The sequence below is a fragment of the Roseateles sp. genome (assembly GCF_019237615.1).
GTDB lineage: Bacteria > Pseudomonadota > Gammaproteobacteria > Burkholderiales > Burkholderiaceae_C > Pelomonas.
Genome location: NZ_JAFAGT010000102.1, coordinates 22,971 through 46,311, shown reverse-complemented (window position 1 = coordinate 46,311; position 23,341 = coordinate 22,971). Strand labels below are relative to the sequence as shown.

Below are 23,341 nucleotides of genomic sequence, written 5' to 3'. Positions count from 1 at the left end.
GCTCCGACCGCCCCGATGTCATCGCGACGACGCGCCGGGCCTGTCCGCGGCGGGCGCGGGCGGCCGCCACCCGCCCCCCAAGGCCTGGAACAGCGCCACCGTGTCACCCAGGTAGACGCCTCGCCCCGCCACCTGCGCCAGCCGCGCCTGCAGAAACGTCTGGCGCGCCGACAACCAGGCCGGGCGGGCCGCATAGCCCTGCCTGAACTGCTGTTCGGTCAGCACCATCAAACGCTCGCTGGCCACGACGTTGCGTTCGGCGATTGCCAGTGCCTGGCCATCGTGCTCCAACGCATAGAGCACGTCGGCGACGTTCTGGAATGCCGTCAGGACGGTGCTCCGGTACTGCGCCTGCGCAGCCTCGGCAGCGGCCTCGGCCGCGCGCTTGCGGGCCATGAGGGCATCACCGGCAAACAGTGGCTGCGTCAGCCCTGCCAGCAGGCCCCAGGACTGGTTGACCGGCGAGAAGAGGCCGGACAGCGACGTCGCGCCATAGGCCAGGTTGGCACCGATGGAGAACTGCGGCAGCAGGTTGCTCACGGCGACTCCGATCTGGGCATAGGCCGCGTGCAGCTCAGCCTGCGCGGCCTGCACGTCGGGGCGGTACTGGACCAGCTGGGAGGGCACGACCTGCGGCAACTGCGCCGGCGTGCGCAGCCGGGCCAGGCGCTCCGCCGCATCACCATCCGGCATCGCCAGCTCGCTGGGCAGGTCGCCGCACAGGGTAGACAGCAGGTTGCGGGTCTGTTCCAGCTGCTTGTTCAACGGCGGCAGCAGCGCCTGCGTCTGCGTGTAGGCGGCCTCCTGCTGGGCCAGGTCCAGGCCGCTGCTGTAGCCGGCGGCCTGCAGCGTTCGCGTGTGCTGCAGTTGCTCTCTGGCCAGGGCCAGCGTCTCGTTCACGATCTGCACCTGGTCGAGCAGCGCCTGCTCTTGCATCACAGCGGCTGCCACGTTGCTGGCGATGGTGGTGCGCAGCGCATCGGTCTGGTAGCGCTGGCCGTCGGCGCTGGCCTGCAGCGCTTCCACCTGGCGGCGGTTGCCGCCGAACACGTCAGGTACATAGCCCACGCTGAGCTGGGCGGTGTGCAGGTTGTAGAGCGACTGGCCAGAGCTCAGTGCCGAGGACAGCACGGTCCCGGAGTTCTGCCGGCTCGCGCTGTAGCCGAGCTGCACCGAGGGGTAGAACAGCCCCCTCTGGGCAATGACGTTCTCCTGGGCCTGGCGCAGGCTGGCCTCGCCCGCGGTGATGCCGGGGTTGCGCTGCAGCGCACGCTCGACCAGCCGGTCCAGCCGCTCTGAGCCATAGGCCGTCCACCAGCGTGACTGCGGCGCGACCGCATCGCCCGCCGACGATGCGGCCGCCTGGACCTCCCCGCGCAGGTACTGCGTCGCTAGCGGCGGTGTCGGGGCCTGGAAGTCCGGGCCGGCCGCACAGCCCGACAGCGCCGCGGCCGCGAGCAACTGGACGACGCGGATCCGGGTGATCGGGAGGGGGCTGTCGCGGAAAGTCATGATCACCTCGCTCAGGCCAGCAGGTCGCCGCCCAGGCCCTTGCGGCGCTTCTTGAGCTTCACGCGCCGGAGCACGGCCAGGCGCAACGCCGGCACCACGAGCAGCAGGAAGAAGGGACCAAGGAACATGCCACCCACCACCACGGTGGCGAGCGGGCGCTGCACCTGGCTGCCGATGCCGTGGCTGATGGCCGCGGGAAGGAGGCCGATGCAGGCCGACAGTGCCGTCATCAACAGCGGCCGCAGGCGGTGCATATAGGCGTCGTAGATGGCCTGTTCGGGCGTGCTACCCGCCAGGCGCAACTCCTTGAAGTAGGTCAGGATCAGGATGCCGTCCATGACCGACACGCCGAGCAGGGACACGAAGCCGATCACCGCCGAGATGCTGACCACCTGGCCCGAGACGAACAACGCGAACAAGCCGCTGGCCACCGTGAAGGGCACGGCCACCAGCGCCAGCAGGCTGTAGCCGATGCTGTTGAACAACGCGTAGAGCAGCACGAGGATCAGCACGAAGGCGGCCGGGATGAGGATGCCCATGCGGGCCTTGGCCTTCTGCAACTCCTCGAACTCGCCGGCGTATTCGATGCGGTAGCCCTCTGGCAGGGCCAACTCCCGGCCCAGCTTGGACTCGATCTCCGCCACCGTGCTGCCGAGATCCCGGCCGCCGACGCTGAACTTGATCGGGATATACCGCTCGTTGCGCTCGTGATAGACATAGGTGGCGCCGGTGTCCAGGCTGACCGTCGCGATGTCGCGCAGCGGCACATAGGCCGTGGCGTTGCCCGCGCCATAGCCCACGCGCAGGTCGCGCACGCTCTCCAGGTCGGCCCGCGCCGCGCCAGCGTAGCGGACCGTCAGGCCGTACTGGCGGTCGCCCTCCAGCACGGTGGTGGCCACCGTGCCGCCGAGCGCGGCCTGCACCACGGCGTTGACGTCGCCGGTGTTGAGGCCGTAGCGCGCCGCCTTGGCGCGGTCGATCCGGATGTTGAGGTTGGGCTGGCCCAGCACGTTGAAGATGCCGAGGTCGTCCACGCCCTGGACCTGGCCCATCAGCGTGACGGCCTTGCGGGCAAGCTTCTCGAGAGTGACGAGGTCCGGCCCGACGATCTTCACGGAGTTCGCACCCTTGACGCCGGACAGGCCTTCCTCGACGTTGTCCTGGATGTACTGCGAGAAGTTGAAGCCTACGCCCGGGAACTCGCGCTCCAGGCGCTGGCGCAGATCGTTCACCAGCCTCTCCTTGTCCATGCCGGGCGACCATTGGTCAAAGGGCTTGAGCGGTGCGAACAGTTCCACGTTGTTGAAGCCGGAGGCATCGCTGCCGTCATCCGGGCGGCCATGCTGGGACACGACCGTGACGACCTCGGGGAAGCCCTTGATGATCTGGCGCATCCGGTTGGCCTTGTCGGAGCCGGCCTCCAGCGAGATGGTCGGTGGCATCGAGGCCCGTATCCACAGGTTGCCCTCCTCCAGCGCGGGCAGGAACTCGCTGCCCAGGTGGGCGCCCAGCACCAGCATGCCCGCCAGGAAGGCCACGGCGAAGCCGCACATCCAGCGCACATGGGCCAGGGACCAGCGCAGCAGCGGCTCGTAGCCCCGGTGGATCCAGCGCACCAGCCAGGTCTCCTGCTCCTTGACGCGCCGCGGCAGCAGATAGGCGGCCAGCACCGGCGTCACGGTGAAGGTGGCGAGCAGCGCGCCGGCGAGGGCGTAGCCGTAGGTGCGGGCCATCGGGCCGAAGATCTGGCCCTCGACACCCGTCATCAGGAACAGCGGCGAGAACGCGGCGATGGTGATGACGGTGGAGAACAGCACCGAGTTGTCGACCTGCAGCGCACTCATGAAGATCATGCGCAGGCGCTGCGTCCAGCCCAGCGCCGGGTCGGTCACCATGCCGTAGGGCCCGCGCGTCATCGCGCGCAGCGCTTCGATGCGCTGGCGCGGCGTGCGCTGGAAGTTGCGGTAGACGTTCTCGACGAGGATGACGGCCGAGTCGACGATGATGCCGAAGTCCACCGCGCCCAGCGACAGCAGGTTGGCCGACTCGCCCGAAAGCACCAGCATGATGATGCTGAAGAACAGCGCGAACGGGATGTTCACGCTGACGATCACGGCGCTGCGCAGGTCGCCCAGGAATATCCACTGGATGAAGAACACCAGCACGCAGCCGAACACCAGGTTGTGGATGACGGTGTGGGTGGTGACGTTGACCAGCGTGGAGCGGTCGTAGTAGGGCTCCAGGTAGACGCCCTGGGGTAGGCTGCCGTCGTGGTTCAGCGTCTCGACGGCGGTCTTGACCCGCGCGATCACGTCCTTGGTCTGCTGGGTGCGGTTCATGATGACCACCCCGGTGACCACGTCGTCGCTGGCGTCGCGGCCGGCCTCGCCCAGCCGAGGCACGTTGCCGACGCCGACCTCGGCGACGTCGCGCACCAGCACAGGCTGGCCGTTCTGCTGGCTCAGCACTGTGGTCCTGACGTCCTCGATGTCACGCACCAGGCCCAGGCCGCGCACGTTCACCGACTGCTCGCCGACGCTGACCGTGCGGCCGCCCACGTTGTTGTTCGCGTTGCCCAGCGCCTGGATGACCTGCTGCAGCGTCAGGCCGTAGCTCTCCAGCCGGGCCGGCTGCACCTCGACGTGGTACTCCTTGGTCGTCCCACCCCAGGTCACGACCTGGCTCACGCCGGGCACGGTCAACAGGCGACGCTGCACGACCCAGTCCTGCAAGCCGCGCAGGTCCGTCAGGCTGTAGGTGGACGGCCCCTTGACCTGGTAGCGCAGGATCTCGCCCACCAGGCTGGAACCCTGGATCTGCGGCTGCACGCCATTGGGCAGGCTGACGTTCTGCTGCAGGTTGATGGCCGTCTGCGTCAGTGCGGAGACATAGTCCACGCCGTACTTGAATGTCACGCGGACGAAAGACAGGCCGTAGAACGACGTCGAGCGGATGTTCTCCACGCCCATCGTCGTGGCCAGGCCAATCTCCATCGGGCGCGTGTAGTAGCGCTCCATTTCCTCGGCCGACTGGCCGGCCGACTGGGCCGTGATCTCCAGGATCACCGGCGCCGGGTTCGGGTAGGCCTCGACGTTCAGACGGTAGAAGGCCAGCAGCCCGGCCGCGAGGAAGGCCAGCAGGCCCAGCAGCACCATGGGACGGCGCGTCAGCACGAAGGCCAGCAGGGGGCGGAACATCCCTGCCCCCGCTCAGTTCTGCGCCATCTGCGCGAGGTTGCTCAGGAACAGCGCCCGGTCTTGCGCGATGCGCTCCCCGGCCTTGAGGCCACCGGTGACCTGCACCCAGCCGTCCTGGGTCATGCCCGTGGTCACCTTGCGCCGCGTGAAGCTCTGGGCATCCTGCGTGACCCAGGCACTGAAGCTGCCATCGCCCTCGCGGGCCAGCGCCTTCTCGTGGATCGCCAGGTCCTCGCGCGCCGGCTGCAGTTCGATGGCGAACTGGGCCAGCATCTGCGGCCGCAGCAGATGCTCGGCGTCCGCCACCTCCGCGCGCAGGCTGATGCGGTGCGAGGCCGGATCGGCGACGTCGCCAATGTGGCTCAGGATGCCCGTGAAGCGCCTGTCGGGGTAGGCAGGCACGGTCACGACCACCTTTTGCCCGAGGCGGTAGCTGCCGAGTTCGGACTCCGGCACGCTCGCCACCATCCACAGCCTGCGCAGGTCGGCCACCATGACGGGCGGGTTGCCCGCGCCCGGCTGCACGAGCAGCCCCTCGGCGGCCGAGCGCGTCACCACGCGGCCGGCCAGCGGGCTGCGCACGGGCATCTCGGTATCCACGTGCCGCGACTTCTCGATCTCGTTGATGTCGGCGCTGTCCAGCCCGAACAGACCCAGCGCCTTGCGCGCCGCACGATAGGCGCCGTCGGCGGCCTGCTGCTCGGCGGCGGCCTGCTGCAGTTCCTTCTGCGGGATGCTCTCGCTGGCCGCGAGGGCCTGGGCACGCTTCAGCGTCGCCGTGGCGACCTGCAGCGCGCCAGCGGTCGAGATCAGCGTGGACGCGGCCTGCGCCAGGTCGGGCACCTGCACCGTGTACAGCACTTGGCCCTTGCGGACCTCGTCGCCGGCACGCACCAGCACCCGGCCGATGCGGCCCTGGTAGGGCGAGAAGACCTGGACCGCGTGATCCTGGTCGAAATCGATGCTCCCGATCGCCTCCCGCCGTGCCTGGAAATACCGCGTCTGGACAGGGCCGACCTTCAGTTCCGCCGCCTGCGCGGGTTCGAGGCGCACGGTGTCCCCGTTCAGCAGCAGGACGGAAGGTGCCGCTGGCACCGCCTTGGGCGCTTCCGGCTGACGCAGCAACAGCACGGCGATGCCGACGGCGGCGGCCATGGCGGCTCCCTTCCACAGGGCGTGCCCGCGCCGGGCGGGGGGTGCGGCACGGGCGCCGATTCGTTTCGTGAGCAGGCGCATGGCAGGCTGGGGTCGGGGTTTGCCGGGCACTTTGAGGGCGCGCACCTGACTGGACCCTGACCTGGCGCCCTGCCCCGGCTCGCTAGGCCTCGAATACCAGCGAGAACAGCGCCCCGCCGCAGGGCGAGCGCGCCAGCCGGACCGTGGCGCCATGCAGCTCGGCGATCTCCTTGACGATCGCCAGACCAAGGCCCGTCCCCGCGCCCTGCGCCGTCGAGCCACGCGCGAAGCGCTCGAAGATGCGCTCCTTCTCATGCTCCGGTACACCGGGGCCGCCGTCGTGCACGGCCAGCGTCGGTGGTGCGGCCGAGACGGCGATACGCACAAGCCCGCCCGCCGGCGTGTAGCGCAGCGCGTTGTCCACCAGGTTGCCCAGGGCCTCGCTGATGAGCTCGGCTTGCCCGCGGATCAGCACCGGCAAGCCATCCGTGGTCTCCTCGAACTCCAGCCGGATGCCGCGGTCGGCGGCAACGTCCTGGTAGGCCAGCCCCACGGCATGCGCCAGCGCCTGCACGTCCAGCCGCGAGAACGCGGTGGTCTTGGCCAGCTCCGGGTCGAGGCGGCTCAGCGCAAGCAACTGCTGCACGAGCCGTGCCGTGCGCTGCGTGGTCTCGCCGAGCTCCTCCAGCACCCCCCGGGCGGAGGCCAGGTCGGAGGCCTCGGCGGCGCGCGCCAACCCCAGCTGCAGCGCCGTCAGCGGCGTGCGCAGCTGGTGCGCTGCCGTCGAGGCGAAGCGTTGCTCACGCTCCAGCACACCACGCAGGCGCTGCAGCATGTCGTTCAGCGCGGTGGCGAAAGGCAACAGCTCGCGCGGCACCTCGTCGGTGGGCATGGCGTCCAGCGAAAGGTGGGCGCGCTGGTTCCAGCGCGCGGCCAGCGTCTCCAGCGGGCTCACGGTGCGGCGCACGCCGCGTGCGACGACGAAGGCTGCCAGCACCACCACCAGACCCAGCGGCAAGAACACCAGCAACAGGTCGCGCCGGGTCTGGGCGCGCTTCTTCAGCGTTTCGGCCACGCCCACCCGCGCCGCCGGGGTGCCGGTATCTACCCAGGCGACGCGGACCTCGTGGCCGCCGTAGACCGCATCGAAGGCGCGGCTGGTCGCGCCATAGCGTCGCTCGTTGCTGCCCGAAAGCGGGATGCCGGGGCTGCCGGCCAGCAGCCGGTCGCCGTCCAGCACCGCGAAATCGACATGGTCGACCACGTCGTAGAGCAGCATGGTCTCGGCCTGGTGGCTCAATGCGATCTGGGCCCGCCCGCCCTCGTGCCTGACCTCCGCGGCCAGCGACCTCGCGGCGTCGAACAGCCAGCGGTCGAACACTTTGTCCACCAGGTACTCCGTGCCCAGCGCGCTGAAGAGGCCGCCGACGAGCACCATGCCCAGCACCGGCAGCGCCAGCCGCCATTGCAGCTCGCGTTGCAGCCAGCGCCGCGCCACGGGCTTCACGCGGCCTCGGCCAGCAGCAGCCGGTAGCCGAAACCGCGCACCGTGTCGATCTGCACCGCGCCCGCGCCGAGCTTGCGCCGCAGCCGCGAGACGTAGACCTCCGCTGCGCTGTCGCCGACCTCGATGTTCTTCTCGGCCAGCGCGTCGACGATGACGCGCTTGGGCACCAGCCGCGGCGCCCTGCGGATCAGCAGCCCCAGCACCTCAAACTCGCGCGGATGCAGCTCGAGTTCGGTGCCGTCCATCAGCAGCCTGGCCTCGTCGCGCAGCCAAAGAAGAGGGCCGAACTGCAGCCGGGCGTCGCGGTCCCGCGAGGTGCGGCGCATCAGCGCCTCGATGCGAGCGTCCAGCTCGGTCGCGGCGAAGGGCTTGGTCAGGTAGTCGTCGGCGCCGCCCTGCAGCCCGCTGACGCGGTCGGCCACTCGGTCGCGTGCGGTCAGGACCAGCACCGGCGTGCCTGGGTCGCGCGGCCGCCAGCGCCGCAGCCAGTCCAGGCCGTCGCCGTCGGGCAGCTGCAGGTCGAGCACGACCAGCTCGTGCACGTGGTTGCGCGCATGCCGGTCAGCGCTCGCCAGGCTATCGCAGGTGGTGACGCCCCAGCCCTTGGACTGCCAGCGCAGCATCAGCTCGCGGCGGATTTCTGGGTCGTCCTCGATGAGGAGGATTTGCATGGTCTTTCCGGGCCGCAGGCCCGACTGATAGGTGTTTGCAAGCCAGCGCGCCTACCGTCGCCGGCTTGCGAATTCTCCCGCGGCAATTCTGCCTGCCGCCGTCGCCGTGAATCCCTCGACCCCCAAACCCCTGCTGCTGCTGCTTCTCGCGGCGGCCCTGCTGGCCGCATGCCAGGACCGCGAGCCCGCCCCGGCCGCTCACGCAGCGGCGCCCGCCGCCGCGGCCGACGAGGTGCGCTACGCAGCCGGCGCGCCGCAGCTCGCCATGCTGCGCAGTCAGCCCGCCGAGGCGTTCGCGGTGCCGCTGGCCCAGCCGCTGGAGGCTCGGCTGGCCTACGATGAAGACGTGACGGCGCGGCTGTCCACCTCGGTCTCCGGCCGCGTCGTCGAACTGCCGGCCGCCCCGGGCGACGTCGTCCGCGCCGGACAGCCGCTGCTGGTGCTGGACACGCCGGACCTGGGCAGCGCGCAGGCCGACCTGGCGCGCGCCGACGCCGACGTCGCCCTCAAGCAGCGCGCCGCCGCGCGGCTGCGCGAGCTGGCGCCGGGTGACGCGGTCGCACACCGCGAGCTGGAGCAGGCCGAGGCCGAGCTGGCCCAGGCCCGTACCGAGCGTGAGCGCGCCGAGCGCCGGCTGCACAACCTGAACCCGCGCGGGTTGCCGCTGCGAGGGCAGCGCCTGACGCTCGCCAGCCCGCTGGCCGGCGTCGTCACGGAGCGCAACGTCGGGCCCGCCGCCGAGGTGGCACCGGCGCCGCCAGCACCGCTGTTCGTCGTCAGCGACTTGCGCCGCCTGTGGGTGCTGGCCGACCTTCCGGAGAAGCTGGTCGGCCGGGTTCGCGCAGGCGACCGGCTGCTGGTCGAGACCGATGCCGCGCCGGGCGAGAGGCGCGAGGCCCGCGTCGTGCAGGTCGGCCGCGTGATCGACCCCAGCACCCGTCGCGCGACGCTGCGCGCTGCGCTGGACAACCGCGATGGCCGCCTGCTGCCCGAGATGTTCGTCCGCGCCTGGCTGCAACCCACAGACGGCGTGCAGGCAGTGCGCGTGCCGAATGCGGCGGTGGTCAACCGCGGCGTCTACGCCTTCGTCTTCGTCGAGATCGAGCCCGGCCGCTTCAAGCGCCGCCGCGTCGAGCTGGCGGCGCGCGGCGGCGACGACAGCTTCGTCAAGCAGGGGCTGGCTGCCGGCGAGCGCGTCGTCGTCAGCGGCGCGTTGCTGCTGGACGCCGAACTGGCGGCGCCGCAACCATGATCGACCGTCTCATCGTCTTCGCGCTGACGCAGCGCGTCTTCGTCTTCCTGCTCGCCGCGGCGCTGATCGGCTTCGGCGCCTACGCGCTGCGCAGCCTGCCCATCGAGGCCTTCCCGGACGTGCAGGACGTGCAGGCGCGCGTGATCTCGCAGATGCCGGGTCAGGCCCCGCAGGACATGGAGCGTGCGGTCACGCTGCCCGTCGAGCGCGAGGTGTCGGGCATCCCTCACCTCATCAACGTGCGTTCGGTGACGATGACGGGCCTGTCCATCGTCACGCTGACCTTCGCGGACGGCACCGACGACTACTTCGCGCGCCAGCAAGTCACCGAGAAGCTTTCTACCGTGAGCCTGCCGCCGGGCGTGCAGCCCGAGCTGGCGCCGCTGTCCACGGCGGTCGGCGAGATCTACCGCTACGCCATTGAGGCGCCAGGCCTGCCGGCTGCCGAGGTGCGCACGCTGCAGGACTGGGTCATCCGGCCGGCGCTGCGGATGACGCCGGGCGTGGCCGACGTCGTCACCTTCGGCGGCGCAATCCGCGAGTACCAGGTCGATGCCGACCTGCTCGCGCTGCGCAAGTACCAGGTCACGCTGGAGCAGCTGAGCCAGGCACTGTCGAACGGCAACGCCAGCACCGGCGGCAACGTGCTGCGCCAGGGCGACGCCGCCCTGGTGGTGCGCACCGAGGGCCTCGTCGGCGGTCTGGAAGACATCCGGCGCATCGTCGTCGCGGCGCGCCAGGGCCGCTCCATCACCGTGGGCGACCTGGCCGAGGTGCATGCCGGCGAGCGACCGCTGTACGGCAGCGTCGGCGTGGACGCGCAGGACAGCGTCGTCGAGGGCATCGTGTCGATGACCAAGGGCGGCAACCCGGCGACCATCAACGCCGAGCTGCGCGAACGCATCGAGCAGCTGCAGCCGCGCCTGCCCAAGGGCGTGCGCGTCGTGCCCATCTACGACCGCACGCAGCTGGTGCACCACACCGTCTCGACCGTGGCCGAGAACCTGCTCGTCGGTGCCGTGCTGGTCATCGCGGTACTGGTCGTCTTCCTGTCGAGCTGGCGCGCGGCGCTGGTCGTTGCGACGGTGATCCCGCTGGCGCTGATGTTCGCCTTCATCCTGATGAACGCGCGCGGCGTGTCGGCCAACCTGATCTCGCTCGGCGCCGTGGACTTCGGCATCATCATCGACAGCGCCGTGGTCATCGTCGAGGCGCTGATGGTGAGGCTGGCCGTGCCGGGCCGGCAGCTAGAGCGCGGCCAGCGGCTGCATGCACTGCACCAGACGATGGGCGCCATGGCCCACCCGGTGCTGTTCTCCAAGGCCATCATCATCCTGGCCTTCGTGCCCATCTTCACGTTCCAGCGCGTGGAGGGGAAGATCTTCACGCCGGTCGCGCTGACGCTGAGCTTCGCGCTGCTCGGCGCAGTGCTGCTGACCTTCACCGTGGTGCCGGCGTTGCTGGCGCTGTTGCTGCAGCGCGGCAGCCTCGTCGAGAAGCACAAGCCCTGGCTCGAGCGACTGCAGGCACGCTATCGCCGTGTCGTGGCGTGGACGCTGGCGCGCGGCGCCGGCACGCTGCTGCTGTCGGCCGTACCGGTGGTCGTCGCACTGGCGCTAGCGCCGCGGCTGGGCAGCGAGTTCCTGCCCAAGCTGGACGAGGGCAACATCTGGCTGACCATCACGCTGCCGACCTCGGCCGCGCTGGAAACCACACAGTCCATCGAGAAGCGCGTGCGCGCGAAGCTGCGCGAGTATCCCGAGGTGTCTCATGTGATCTCGCAGGCCGGCCGGCCCGACGACGGCTCCGACCCCAAGGGCCCGAACAACCTGGAGATCCTGGTTGACCTTCAGCCGCGTTCAGGGTGGCGCTTCGCGAACAAGGAGGCACTGGTGGCCGATATGTCGGAGCAGTTGGCGGGCATCCCCGGCATCACGACCAACTTCTCGCAGGTCATCCAGGACAACGTTGAGGAGTCGCTGTCGGGCTTCCGCGGCGAGATCGTCGCGAAGATCACCGGCCCCAGCCTCGACGTGCTGGAGCAGAAGGCCAACGCGGTGGCCGACACGATACGTCGCATCCGCGGCGCGACCGACGTGGACTACACGCGCGTCGGCGGCCAGTCGGAGATCGTCGTCACGCCCGACCGGCTGCGCCTGGCGCGCCATGGGCTGGCGGTGGACGATGTGAACAAGCTGGTCACGCAGGCGATGTCCGGCGCGGCCGTGTCCAGCTACTTCGACGAGGACCGCCGCTTCGACATCGTGCTGCGCGTGGCGGCAGCGCAGCGCAACAGCGTCGATGCGATTGCCAGCCTGCCGCTGGCCCTGCCAGACAGCAAGGCCAGCATCGCGCTGTCCGAAGTCGCCCGCATCGAAGTGCGCGAGGGCGCCTCGCGCATCGTGCGCGAGGCCGGCTCGCGCGCCGTCATCGTCAAGGTCAACCTGCTGGGACGGGACCAGGGCAGCTTCGTCGAGGAGGCACAGCGCAGCGTCGCCGCGGCCGTGACGCTGCCCGAGGGTTACGAGCTGCGCTGGGGTGGCCAGTTCGAGAACTCGCAGCGCGCCGTCGCGCGACTCGCCGTCATCATCCCGCTGACGGCGCTGCTGATCTTCTCGCTGCTGTTCTGGACCTTCCGCTCGGTGCGCCTGGCGCTGCTGGTGCTGGGCATGGTGCCGTTCACCCTGGTCGGCGGGCTCGCGGCGCTCGGACTGGCGGGGCTGCACCTGTCGGTGTCGGCGGCGGTGGGCTTCATCGCGGTGGCGGGCATCTCCGTGCAGAACGGCGTCATCCTGACCGAGGAGGTCATGCAGCGCGTGCGCGCTGGCGCAGCCGTCGCCACCGCCATCACCGAGGGCGCCGTCGCGCGGCTGCGCCCCATCCTGATGACCGCGCTGATGGCCGGCCTGGGCCTGCTGCCGGCCGCGCTGTCGCAGGGCATAGGCAGCGAGACGCAGCGACCCTTCGCCTGCGTCATCGTCGGCGGCATCGTCACCGGCACGCTCTTCACGCTGATCGCGCTGCCCGCGGCGATGCGGCTGTTCGCGAATTTCTCCGAGGTCGATCATGAAAACAACCCGGCTTGAGTCGGCGCTGGCGCTGTGCCTGCTCGCGTTGGCCGGCTGCGCCGTCGGGCCCGACTACGCCCGCCCCCAGCTCGACACCGGCCGCGCCTACGCGCAGGGCCCGGCCATGGATGAGCGCGCCGAGCGCGACATCCCGGCCGACTGGTGGACCGCGTTCGGTCATCCCGAGCTGGACCGCCTTGTCGCCGAGGCGCTGCGGGCCAACCCGACGCTGGAGGCCGCCCGGCATGCGCTGCGCGTCGCACAGGAGAACCGACGCGTGCAGGACGCCGCGCTGTGGCCGCAGCTGCAGGCCAGCTACAGCCCGACGCGCACCAAGATCGCCGGAAACCTGGGCGGCAACTCTCCCGGCGTGCAGGGCGACGGCAGCGTCATCGAGACGGGGGCCAACACGCCCGCGGCCGAAGGCGGCACAGCACCGTTCAACACACCGGTGATCTACAACTTCCACACCGCCCAGGTGTCGGTCAGCTACGCGCCCGACGTCTTCGGCGCCAACCGCCGCCAGTCCGAGGCCGCGGCGGCCCTGGCCGAGGCGCAGCGCCACGAGTGGCAGGCGGCGCGGGTCACGCTGGTGGCCAACCTCGTGTCGGCGGCCATACAGGACGGCCAGTGGCGCGAGCAGATCCGCGCGGCCGAGGCCGGTGCGCAGGCGGCCGAGGCAGCGCTGCAGCTCGCCCAACGCCAGCGCCGCGCCGGCTATGCCGCGGCCCAGGACGAGGATGCCGCACGCTCGGCACTGCTTGCGCAGCAGCAGATCCTGCCCGGCCTGCGGCAGCAGCTGGAGCAGAACCGCCACCTGATGCGCACACTGATCGGCGCGCCGCAGGACCGGCCCATGCCGGAATTCGCGCTGCACGACTTCCGGCTGCCACCCGAGCTGCCGCTGAGTCTGCCGTCACGGCTGCTGGAACAGCGCCCGGACGTGCGGGCGGCCGAGGAGCAGCTGCACGCGGCGGTGGCCCAGGTCGGCGGCGCGCGTGCGGCCCGGCTGCCGCAGTTCTCCATCACCGGCAATGCCGGCGGTGCGGCTGCGCATCTGTCGCAGGCCTTCTGGGCCAGCGGGCGCTTCTTCGACCTCACCGCCAACCTGGTCGTGCCCTTGTTCGACGCCGGCGCGGCACGCCACCGCGAGCGCGCGGCTGCGGCCGCAGCCGACCAGGCCCAGGCGCAGTACCGGGCCACGGTGCTGGCCGCGCTGCAGAACGTCGCGGACGCGCTGCACGCCATCGAGGCGGACGAGAAGGCCTTCGAGCTGGCCGAGCGTGGCCGCGACGTCGCCCGGCGCAGCTGGGCGACCGCCAAGCGTCGCCAGGACGCCGGCTACGCGGACCGCACGGGCACGCTGGCGGCTGAGCTGGCCAGCCGCCAGGCCGAGCAGCAGCTGGCCGGCGCCCAGGCGACACGGCTGTCCAACGTGGTGGCCCTGTTCCAGGCGCTGGGGGGCGGCTGGTGGAATCTGCCGCCGGAGTCGGCGCAGCTACGCTGAATCGGACCCAGGGTGGCAGGTGCAAAGGCATCCAGAGCGCTCCAGACGCTAAAGTCGCGGCACTGCGCCCTGCAGCCCGCAGCTGCGGGGCGCTGGATTCATGGTGTCGGGACGAGGCTGTCCTGACGGAACCGGCACAGCGCGTCGACATCGACGCTCAGGTGCGGAACATCGAATAGGCGTCGCGCCCAGGATGGATATTTCGGCAACGCCGCCGCGCCTGCGCGACCTGCATGACTACCAGCGCCTGCTCGGCGCGCGCGTGACCGGCGGGGCGGCCAACCAGATGCTGATGGTGGCCCTGGGCTGGCAGATGTACGACCTGACCACCAGCGCCTGGAACCTGGGCCTGGTGGGCCTGGCGCAGTTCCTGCCGGCACTGCTGCTGACCCTGCCCGCCGGCCACCTGGTGGACCGGCACGACCGCCGTGGGTTGCTGGCGGCCAGCCTGGGCCTGCAACTGCTGGCGGCCGCCTGCCTGGCGCTGGCCAGCGGCCGGGGCTGGGTGGGGCCCAACCTGATCCTGCTGCTTTCCGTGCTGCTGGGCTGCGCCCGCGCGCTGCAGATGCCGGCGCAGCAGGCGCTGATGCCCACCCTGGTGCCAGCCGCACTGCTGCCGCGCGCTGTAGCGGCCGCCAGCTCGACCATGCAGGCGGCCATCATCGCCGGCCCGGCGCTCGGCGGCGCGCTCTACGCGCTGGGTCCGTGGATGGCCGCGCAACTGGAGTCAGGGGCCTCGCCCGACGCCGCCGCCCACTGGGGCGCGGCCCTCGTCTACAGCGTCGCGCTGCTGATGCTGATCGCCGCCGCGTTCGCCGTGCTGGCCATCCGCCGCCGGCCCACGCCGGCGGGGCGTGCCTCACCGGACTGGGCGCAGCTGACGGCGGGCCTGCACTTCGTCTGGCAGCGCCCCGCGGTACTGGGTGCGATCTCGCTGGACCTCTTCGCCGTGCTACTGGGCGGCGCCACGGCCCTGCTGCCCGTTTTCGCGCGCGACATCCTGCACACCGGCCCCGAGGGCCTTGGGCTGCTGCGCGCCGCGCCGGCCCTGGGCGCCGTCGTCGTTGGCTTCTGGCTGGCCCGCTTCCCGATCACGCGCCGCGCCGGCCATTGCCTGCTGGGCGCCGTCGCCACGTTCGGCCTGACGATGATCGCCTTCGCGCTGACGACGTCGTTCCTGCTGGCGTTCGCCGTACTGGCCATCAGCGGCGCGGCCGACATGGTCAGCGTCGTCATCCGCCAGTCCATCGTGCAGCTGGAGACGCCAGACGAGATGCGCGGCCGCGTCGGCGCCGTGAACTCGGTCTTCATCGGCGCCAGCAACCAGCTGGGCGAGTTCGAGTCCGGCGCCACGGCCGCCCTGCTCGGCCCCGTGGGATCGGTGCTGCTGGGCGGCGTCGGCACGCTGGCGGTGGTGCTGGTGTGGTGGCGGATCTTCCCGGCGCTGGCGCGGCGCGACAGCCTGCATCCCGCGCCGACCTGACGAGGCAGGCCCTTGCTAGCCGCCCGCGAGGCCCGCGGCGCGCCACAGCATCAGCAGCGCGACTATCGCCGCCAGCGCGCCGAATGCCTGCTGCAGGCGGACGCCACTCCAGCGCGCGCTGAAGCGCAGCCCGACCAGCAGCGCGGCCGCCGCGCCCGCGGTGAAGGGCAGCGCCACGGGCCAGTCCAGCGCGCCCTGGGTTACCGCGCCCAGCACGCCCCCCAACGAGACCAGGGCGATGACGGCCATGGACGTGGCGACGACGCCGCGGGACGGGATGTCGCTGATCGCAGTGAGCATGGGAACGATGACGAAACCGCCGCCCACGCCCAGCAGGCCGCTCAGCAGGCCCGACAGGGCGCCCGTCAGCGCCAGCATGGCCGCGCAGGGGGCCCTCCAGGACAGGCGGCCGGTGGCGGGGTCCAAGGCGCAGAGCGGCGTCCGGCGCGGCAGCCCCGTGGCAGCCTTGCGGCCCTGCCGCAGGCTGCGCCAGGCGACCCAGCCCAGCACCGCCGCGAACGCCGCCATCACCGGCGCGTTGGGCAGTTGGCGCGCCAACCCCAGCCCCAGCGGCGCGACGGCCATGCCCGTCAGCCCGATCAGCAACGCGGCGCGGTAGCGCACCACCCCGCCGCGCAGCCCCAGCAGCGCGCCGATGGCCGCGGCCAGCCCCACGGCCAGCAGCCCTACGGGCGCGGCCCGGGCCATTTGCAGGTGCAGGCCGAAGACCAGCAGCGGCACCGCCAGGATGCCACCGCCGGCGCCGGTCAGCGCCAGCACCAGACCCACGGCAGCTCCCAGCAGCAAGCTCAGGCCGGTGACGTCCGGGAGCATGCGCTCAGCCCGCCATCTCGGGCTGGGCCAGCCATTCGCGCCCCTTGAGCATGCCGTCCCAGTACAGCGGCGGCAGGATGCGCTCCTTGAGATACCAGGCCAGGCGCGAGGGCCTGGTGCCATCGATGAGCCAGCCCGGGAAGCTGGGCGCGAGCTTGCCGCCATAGCCGAACTCGGCCAACACGATCTTGCCGCGCGCCACCGTCAGCGGGCAGGAGCCATAGCCGTCGTAGCGCGCCTCGCCCTTGGCCGCGCCGCGCGCGGCGAGCAGGTTGTGGGCCACCACGGGCGCCTGCTTGCGCGCCGCCGCGGCCGTCTTGGCGTTGCTGGTGTTGGCCACGTCGCCCAGAGCAAAGATGTTGGCATGGGCCTTGTGACGCAGCGTGACCGGGTCCACGTCAACCCAGCCGGCCGCGTCTGCGAGCGGGCTCACGCGGATGAAGTCCGGCGCCTTCTGCGGCGGCACGACGTGGATCATGTCGAACTCGCGCACCACCTGGGTCTTGCTGCCGTCGGCATTCGCCTGGCTGAACATGGCCTTGCGGGCCGGGCCGTCGATGGCGGTCAGCGTCTGGCCGAAGTTGAGGTGGATGCCGTAGGCCTGCACGTATTCCATCAACGCGGGCACGTAGTCGGGCACGCCGAACAGTACCGCGCCTGCGTTGCAGAACTGGATGTCCACCTCGCGCAGCACGCCGGACCGGCGCCACTGGTCGGCGGACAGGTACATGGCCTTCTGCGGCGCACCCGCGCATTTGATGGGCATGGGCGGCTGTGTGAAAACCGCGCGGCCGCCGCGCAGCCCCCTCACCAGTTGCCAGGTGTAGGGCGCCAGGTCGTAGCGGTAGTTGGACGTGACGCCATGGCGGCCCAGCGTGTCGACCAGCCCGTCTATGCCATGCCAGTCCAGTTTCAGGCCCGGGCAGACGACGAGCTGCCTGTACCTGACGACGCGGCAGCCGTCCAGGATGACTGCGTCGCGCTCCGGCTCGAAGGCGGCGACGGCAGCCTTCAGCCAATGCACGCCGCGCGGCAGCACGGCGGCCAGGGTGCGCGCGGTGGCCGCGGCGTCGAAGACGCCGCCGCCCACCAGCGTCCAGCCCGGCTGGTAGTAGTGCACGTCGGCCGGATCGATGATGGCGATGTCCAGCCCCGGCTGGCGCGCCAGCAGGCTGGAGGCTACCGCGATGCCGGCCGCGCCGCCGCCAATGATGACGACCTCGTGCGTCGCGTCGGCCACCTCCACCGGGGTCTTGCCGCCGTTGGCCAGGCGGCGTAAGACGCCCTTGAGATCGAAACCCGCCCGGGCCGCGCGCTCGAGGATCTGCGGCAGCGGCAGCGTGCCGGACTGGGACAGGGCCCACATCGTCGTCGAGCGCGTGCCGGTGCGGCAGAAGGCCAGCACGGGCTTGGGGCTCCCGGCCATCAGCGCGCCGAACTGGCGGCCCTGCTCGTCGCTCACCTTGCCCGACTCCGCAGGCAGGTAATGCAAAGTCAGGCCCAGGCCGCGGGCCGCGGCCACGAGTTCGGCGAACACCGGCTGGTCGTTGCCCTCGCCGTCGGGGCGATTGCAGATCAGGGTGCGGAAGCCGGCGCGGGCGATCTCGTGCAGGTCCTGGGCATGGACCTGGGCTGCCACCGCCAGTTCGGGGGTCAGTGTCTTGAACTCCATGGCTTTGTCTCCTTCGATGCTCCGGGCCGGGCGTCAGACCGCGTTCAGCGGGATCTTGAGGTAGTGCATGCCGTTGTCTTCCGCGGGCGGCAGCTCGCCGGCGCGCATGTTCACCTGCACGGACGGCAGGATCAGCGCGGGCATGCCCAGCGTCGCGTCGCGCGCCTGGCGCATCGCGACGAAGTCGTCCTCGCCGATCCCGTCACGCACATGGATGTTGTGGGCTCGCTCGTCCGCTACGGTGCTGACGAACTGCAGCTCGCGGCCGCCCGGCTGGTAGTCGTGGCACATGTAGAGCCGCGTTCGCGGCGGCAGGTTCAGCACCTTGCCGATGGAGCGGTAGAGCGTGCGCGCGTCGCCGCCAGGAAAGTCGCAGCGCGCCGTGCCGTAGTCCGGCATGAAGAGGGTGTCGCCGACGAAGGCCGCGATGTCCGCATCTGCACCCTCGCCGTCCGTGACGACATAGGTCATGCAGGCCGGCGTGTGGCCCGGCGTGTGCAGCGCCCGCGCCCGCAGGCCGCCGATGGCGAAGGCCTCGTCGTCTTGGAACAGATGATCGAACTGGCGGCCGTCACGAGCGAAGCCCGGGCCGGCGTTGAACAGCTGGCCGAACACCTGCTGCACGGCCGTGATGTGGCGGCCTATGGCCAGCTTGCCGCCCAGCGCCTGGCGCAGATAGGGCGCGGCGGACAGATGATCGGCGTGGACATGGGTCTCCAGCACCCATTGCACCTGGGCGCCCAGCTCGCGCACGCGAGCGATCAGCCGGTCCGCGCTGGCCGTGCCGGTGCGGCCTGATCTCGGGTCGTAGTCCAGCACGCTGTCGACGAGCGCGCACTGGAGCGTCCCGCGGTCCAGCACGAGGTAGCTGACGGTCCAGGTGGCGGCGTCGAAGAAGCCTTCGACCCGCATCCGGGAAGCAGGGTTCATGGTGATCTCCGGAACCCGGCGCTCAGCGCCGGCAGGTGTTGAGGCCAAGCAGCGTGTACAGCGGGCACCAACCCAGGACGCCGGTCAGCAGCGGCACGACGCCCATCCAGCCCCAGGCCCCGATCTTGCCGCTGGCGGCCAGCGCGACCAGGGCCAGGCCGGCGACGACTCGCAGGCCGCGATCCAGCGTTCCTTCATTTGCTCTCATGGGAGTCTCCTCGTTGATCCGACCTGGGCGCCAAGACGATGGCAGCCCGCGGCGGCTTGCACCCTGTGCATTTCAAGAGGCGTGCCAGGCCCATGCCTCCGCCCGATGCCGGATCACAAGCCATTGATTCGTAACAAGAATCACCGCAGGCGACACGGCATGCCGTTGCCCGTAAGCTCCTGATGAAGCACGCCATTAACTGCCATATGGCAGCGAATTGGCAGAGCAAATGGCAGTCATCGCGCACAATCGCCCCCATTCGCACCAAGGGCGTCGCCGGACCCACCCATGCCTTCCACGCCCAACGAGACCACCCCCCAGCCACCGCAGCTCCGGGCGCTGGTGTCCTACCTGGAGCACGAGGCCCAGCCGATGATCGTGCTGGACCCGGACTACAACATCCTGGCCGCCAACACCGCCTACCAGCGCCAGTTCGGCAGGGCTGACCGCCCCTACCTTGGCCACAAGTGCTATCGCGTGTCCCATCACTACGACCTGCCCTGCGACCAGGCCGGCGAGCACTGCCCCATGAAACGCGCCTTCGAGCTCAAGGGGCCCGACCGCGTGCTGCACATCCACCACACGCCGCGCGGTCCCGAGCACGTCGACGTGGAGCTGCGACCCATCCTCGACGGCGACGACCGGGTGGTCGCCTACGTCGAGCGTCTCACCACCGTGAAGCATGCCTCCGCCCGTGCCAGCCGGGACGGCCTGGTCGGCCGCTCCGCGGCCTTCAACACCGCGCTGGAGGCCGTGCAGCGCGTGTCGCGCGCGCAGTTGCCCGTGCTGCTGCTCGGCGAGTCCGGCACCGGCAAGGAGTTGTTCGCCCGCGCCGTGCACGAGGCCAGCGACCGCCGCGAAGGCCCCTTCGTCGTCGTCGACTGCTCCGGCCTGCCCGAGACGCTGTTCGAAAGCGAGCTGTTCGGCCACGAGAAAGGGGCGTTCACCGGCGCCCATGGCCGCAAGCCGGGGCTGGTGGAGACGGCGGCGGGCGGCACGCTCTTCCTCGACGAGATCGGCGACGTGCCGCTGGGCATTCAAGTGAAGCTGCTGCGGCTGATCGAATCCGGCACCTTCCGGCGCGTCGGCGCCACCGAGACGCAGCAGGCCGACTTCCGGCTCGTCGCCGCCACGCACAAGCCGCTGCAGCAGATGGTCGCGGACGGTTGGTTCCGCCAGGACCTCTACTACCGCATCGCCGCCTTCCCCATTCTGCTGCCGCCGCTACGCGACCGCGCCGACGACATCCCGCTGCTGGTCGACTCCTTCATCCAGCGCGGCAGCGTGCAGCGCATCACCGTCCAGCCCTCGGCCATGGCGCGGCTGCAGGCCCATGACTGGCCCGGCAACATCCGCGAGCTGCGCAACGTGCTGGAGCGCGCCCGGCTGTTCGCCGACGACGGCATCGTGCGGCCGGAGCACCTGCCCGACTGGCCGGCGCAGCCGCCAGCCTTTGACGCGCCCGACCTCGACCAGGAGATCCGCCGCCTGGTGGCGCAAGGCCGCCTCAGCCGCCGGGACATGGCGGCCCGGCTTGGCATCAGCGAGCGAACCTTCTATCGCCGCCTCAAGGCCCTGGGGCTCAGCTGACCCGGCAAGGCTAGGGTTGCCACCCATCCATCAAACATCCATAATCGTTAATATAAATACTTACTGATGTTGTGTTGCGCAGCATCGGTGACGGCCGCCGCCTCACGGCCCGGCGGCCGGATGGATGGACCCAGGCCCGGCTCCGCTGCCAGGCCGCAGAAGACAAGGCTTCCTATGCCGTGCTCCGATTCCGCGGCGCACCCCCGCGCCCGTTCCGCCCGCCCCGGCACGGCCGGGCCCTGCCCAACAGCCCGGGAGATGCAGTCTTGAGCCAAGACCCCTCCCACGCCGGACGCCTGCGCAAGGCGCCCGAGAACTTCCTGTCGCCGGACGGCGTCCGGGCCGTGTTCGACGAGGCCAAGCAGGACCGGCGCGACTTCGTGCGCAACGCCTTCGCGGCGGCCCTGGCGGGCGGCGGCGCGGCGGCCGCGGCGGCGCAGTCCGCCGCCGACGGCGACCCCAACATCCTGACCCTGCCCGAGCACAGCCGGGGCCTGGGCCAGCCGGTCGCTTCCGAGGGCTACGGCAAGCCGTCCAAGTACGAGGCCAACGTACAGCGCCGCCCCAGCCCGGGCCTGACGCAGACGACGCAGGCCTCGGTGTCCTTCGCACCGCTGCAGTCGCTGTTCGGCATCGTCACGCCCAGCGGCCTGCACTTCGAACGCCACCACCAGGGCTGGTGGGACATCGACCCCTCCAAGCACCGGCTGATGGTCAACGGCAGCGACGCCACACTGCTGAAGAAGCCGCTGGTCTTCACGATGGACGAGCTGATGCGCCTGCCCAGCGTCAGCCGCTTCCACTTCATCGAGTGTGGCGCCAACACCGGCATGGAATGGGGCAACGTGGCCGTGCCCACCTGCCAGTACACCCACGGCATGCTGAGCTGCAGCGAGTTCACCGGCGTGCCGCTGCGCGTGCTGTTCGATCTCTGCGGCGTGGACTACAAGCGCGCCCGCTACGTGCTGGCCGAGGGCGCCGACGGCTCCAGCATGACGCGTACCGTGCCCATGGAGCTGGTCGAGAGCGGCGAGGTCTTCGTCGCCTACGGCCAGAACGGCGAGATGCTGCGCCCCGAGCAGGGCTATCCGCTGCGCCTGGTGGTGCCCGGCGTGCAGGGCGTCAGCTGGGTCAAGTACCTGCGCCGCCTGGAGGTGGGCGACCAGCCCTACGGCACCAAGGACGAGACCATCCACTACGTCGACCTGATGCCCGGCGGCCTGCACCGCCAGTACTCCAGCACCCAGGAATGCAAGAGCGTCGTCACGACGCCCTCCGGCGGTCAGGTACTGTTGGACAAGGGCTACTACCAGATCAGCGGCCTGGCCTGGTCCGGTCGCGGCAAGGTCAAGCGCGTTGACGTGACGACCGACGGCGGCCGCAACTGGCGCACCGCGCGGCTGCAGGACCCGGTCATGAGCAAATGCCTGACGCGCTTCACGCTGGACTGGCAATGGGACGGCAAGCCGGCCATCGTGCAGAGCCGCGCGATGGACGAGACCGGCTATGTGCAGCCCACCACCCGCCAGTTGCGCGCCGTGCGCGGCACGCGGTCGATCTATCACAACAACGCCATCCAGTCCTGGCTGGTCGAGGAGAGCGGGGAGGTGCGCAATGTCCAGCTCTCTTAAGCATTACGCCACGGCGCTGCTGGCGCTGGCCGCGCTCGGCCCGGCCGCGGCGCAGACCCCCTACCCCGGCATCGGCCGTGCGGCCACGCCGGCCGAGGTCAAGGCCTGGGACATCGACGTGCGGCCTGACTTCAAGGGCCTGCCCAAGGGCGCCGGCTCTGTCGGCCAGGGCCAGGACGTGTGGGAAGCCAAGTGCGCGTCCTGCCACGGCGTCTTCGGAGAAAGCAACGAAGTGTTCTCGCCGCTGGTGGGGGGCACCACGGCCGAGGACATCAAGACCGGCCGCGTCGCGCGACTGAACGACACCACCTTCCCCGGTCGCACCACGCTGATGAAGGTCTCCACCGTCTCCACGCTGTGGGACTACATCAACCGTGCCATGCCCTGGAACGCGCCCAAGTCGCTGAAGACCGACGAGGTCTACGCGGTGACGGCCTATCTGCTGAGCCTGGGCAACATCGTGCCGGACGACTTCACGCTGAGCGACACCAACATCGCCGACGTGCAGAAGCGCCTGCCCAACCGCAACGGCGTGACGACCGCGCACGCGATGTGGCCGGGCAAGGGACTGGGCAAGGCGGGCGCCTTCGACGTGAAGGCCACGGCCTGCATGCACGACTGCGACGCCGAGCCCAAGGTCGCCTCGCTGCTGCCGGACTTCGCCCGCAACAACAACGGCAACCTGGCCGAGCAGCAGCGCCTCGTCGGTCCGCAGCGGGGCGTCGACACGACACGCCCCGCCGGCGCGCGTCGCGACGGTCCGATCAACGTCGCGCCGTCGCCCGCACCCGCCGCCGCGCCGAGCGCCGCCGCCGCCGCGCTGGCGCTGCTGAAGAAGCATTCCTGCACGGCCTGCCACGGCATGGACCAGAAGCTTGTCGGCCCCGGCTTCAAGCAGGTGGCCACCAAGTACGCTTCGCGCGGCGACGCCGAGGCCTATCTCGCGGCCAAAATCAAGGCCGGCGGACAAGGCGTCTGGGGCCCCATCCCCATGCCAGCCCAGCCGCTGTCCGACGCCGAACTCAAGGCCATCGCCGGCTGGCTCGCCGCCGGCGCCGCCAACCGCTGATCCGCGGAAGCACCGCAAGGACTTCCCGCATGCA

At 70.8% G+C, this 23,341-nt stretch carries 16 protein-coding genes; 7 read left to right on the top strand and 9 right to left on the bottom strand.

What is annotated here, in order from left to right:
• Positions 1-18: 18 nt before the first annotated feature.
• From JOY88_RS21980 to JOY88_RS21960, 5 genes are all read right to left on the bottom strand, one after another.
• Entirely contained in the window at positions 19-1,512 is a 1,494-nt protein-coding gene (locus JOY88_RS21980) for an efflux transporter outer membrane subunit (RefSeq protein ID WP_293504786.1), read from the bottom strand.
• An 11-nt stretch (positions 1,513-1,523) separates the two neighbouring features.
• Entirely contained in the window at positions 1,524-4,709 is a 3,186-nt protein-coding gene (locus JOY88_RS21975) for an efflux RND transporter permease subunit (protein ID WP_293504785.1), read from the bottom strand.
• Between the two features lie 12 nt (positions 4,710-4,721).
• On the bottom strand, positions 4,722-5,864 hold the full coding sequence (locus JOY88_RS21970; protein WP_293504784.1) for an efflux RND transporter periplasmic adaptor subunit: 1,143 nt from the start codon (positions 5,862-5,864) through the stop codon (positions 4,722-4,724).
• Between the two features lie 163 nt (positions 5,865-6,027).
• Entirely contained in the window at positions 6,028-7,392 is a 1,365-nt protein-coding gene (locus JOY88_RS21965; RefSeq protein WP_293504783.1) for a sensor histidine kinase, read from the bottom strand.
• The gene (locus JOY88_RS21960; RefSeq protein ID WP_293504782.1) at positions 7,389-8,063 is read right to left on the bottom strand and encodes a response regulator; all 675 of its coding nucleotides are present in this window, start codon (positions 8,061-8,063) and stop codon (positions 7,389-7,391) included. Before JOY88_RS21960 ends, JOY88_RS21965 begins: the two co-directional genes overlap by 4 nt.
• Positions 8,064-8,169: 106 nt before the next feature.
• Between JOY88_RS21960 and JOY88_RS21955 the strand changes: the two genes are divergently transcribed.
• The 4 genes from JOY88_RS21955 to JOY88_RS21940 all read left to right on the top strand — a co-directional run bounded on the left by JOY88_RS21955 (position 8,170) and on the right by JOY88_RS21940 (position 15,373).
• On the top strand, positions 8,170-9,315 hold the full coding sequence (locus tag JOY88_RS21955; RefSeq protein ID WP_293504781.1) for an efflux RND transporter periplasmic adaptor subunit: 1,146 nt from the start codon (positions 8,170-8,172) through the stop codon (positions 9,313-9,315).
• Positions 9,312-12,401: an efflux RND transporter permease subunit gene (locus JOY88_RS21950; RefSeq protein ID WP_293504780.1), complete on the top strand. Its 3,090-nt coding sequence runs from the start codon at positions 9,312-9,314 to the stop codon at positions 12,399-12,401. The genes JOY88_RS21955 and JOY88_RS21950 overlap by 4 nt, the downstream gene beginning before the upstream one ends.
• Positions 12,382-13,890 carry an efflux transporter outer membrane subunit gene (locus JOY88_RS21945; RefSeq protein WP_293504779.1) on the top strand — a complete coding sequence of 503 codons (1,509 nt, stop codon included), beginning with the start codon at positions 12,382-12,384 and terminating at the stop codon, positions 13,888-13,890. Before JOY88_RS21950 ends, JOY88_RS21945 begins: the two co-directional genes overlap by 20 nt.
• A gap of 193 nt (positions 13,891-14,083) precedes the next feature.
• Positions 14,084-15,373: an MFS transporter gene (locus JOY88_RS21940; RefSeq protein WP_293504778.1), complete on the top strand. Its 1,290-nt coding sequence runs from the start codon at positions 14,084-14,086 to the stop codon at positions 15,371-15,373.
• Positions 15,374-15,388: 15 nt separating this feature from the next.
• Here the strand turns inward: JOY88_RS21940 and JOY88_RS21935 are convergent, their stop codons facing one another.
• From JOY88_RS21935 to JOY88_RS21920, 4 genes are read right to left on the bottom strand one after another with little or no spacing between them, the layout of a single operon-like run.
• The gene (locus JOY88_RS21935; protein ID WP_293504777.1) at positions 15,389-16,207 is read right to left on the bottom strand and encodes a sulfite exporter TauE/SafE family protein; all 819 of its coding nucleotides are present in this window, start codon (positions 16,205-16,207) and stop codon (positions 15,389-15,391) included.
• Between the two features lie 4 nt (positions 16,208-16,211).
• On the bottom strand, positions 16,212-17,879 hold the full coding sequence (locus tag JOY88_RS21930) for a bifunctional protein tyrosine phosphatase family protein/NAD(P)/FAD-dependent oxidoreductase (RefSeq protein ID WP_293504776.1): 1,668 nt from the start codon (positions 17,877-17,879) through the stop codon (positions 16,212-16,214).
• A 33-nt stretch (positions 17,880-17,912) separates the two neighbouring features.
• Positions 17,913-18,809 carry an MBL fold metallo-hydrolase gene (locus tag JOY88_RS21925; RefSeq protein WP_293504775.1) on the bottom strand — a complete coding sequence of 299 codons (897 nt, stop codon included), beginning with the start codon at positions 18,807-18,809 and terminating at the stop codon, positions 17,913-17,915.
• A 22-nt stretch (positions 18,810-18,831) separates the two neighbouring features.
• On the bottom strand, positions 18,832-19,017 hold the full coding sequence (locus tag JOY88_RS21920; RefSeq protein ID WP_293504774.1) for a YgaP family membrane protein: 186 nt from the start codon (positions 19,015-19,017) through the stop codon (positions 18,832-18,834).
• A 288-nt stretch (positions 19,018-19,305) separates the two neighbouring features.
• On the opposite strand from JOY88_RS21920, the gene JOY88_RS21915 reads away from it, so the two are divergent.
• From JOY88_RS21915 to JOY88_RS21905, 3 genes are all read left to right on the top strand, one after another.
• A complete protein-coding gene (locus JOY88_RS21915; RefSeq protein ID WP_293504773.1) occupies positions 19,306-20,607 on the top strand; it encodes a sigma-54 interaction domain-containing protein in 1,302 nt (433 codons plus the stop codon).
• A 266-nt stretch (positions 20,608-20,873) separates the two neighbouring features.
• The gene (gene soxC, locus JOY88_RS21910) at positions 20,874-22,238 is read left to right on the top strand and encodes a sulfite dehydrogenase (protein ID WP_293504772.1); all 1,365 of its coding nucleotides are present in this window, start codon (positions 20,874-20,876) and stop codon (positions 22,236-22,238) included.
• Positions 22,222-23,307, top strand: coding sequence for a c-type cytochrome (locus JOY88_RS21905; RefSeq protein ID WP_293504771.1), 1,086 nt, complete (start codon positions 22,222-22,224; stop codon positions 23,305-23,307). Before soxC ends, JOY88_RS21905 begins: the two co-directional genes overlap by 17 nt.
• The last annotated feature ends 34 nt before the right edge of the window (positions 23,308-23,341 follow it).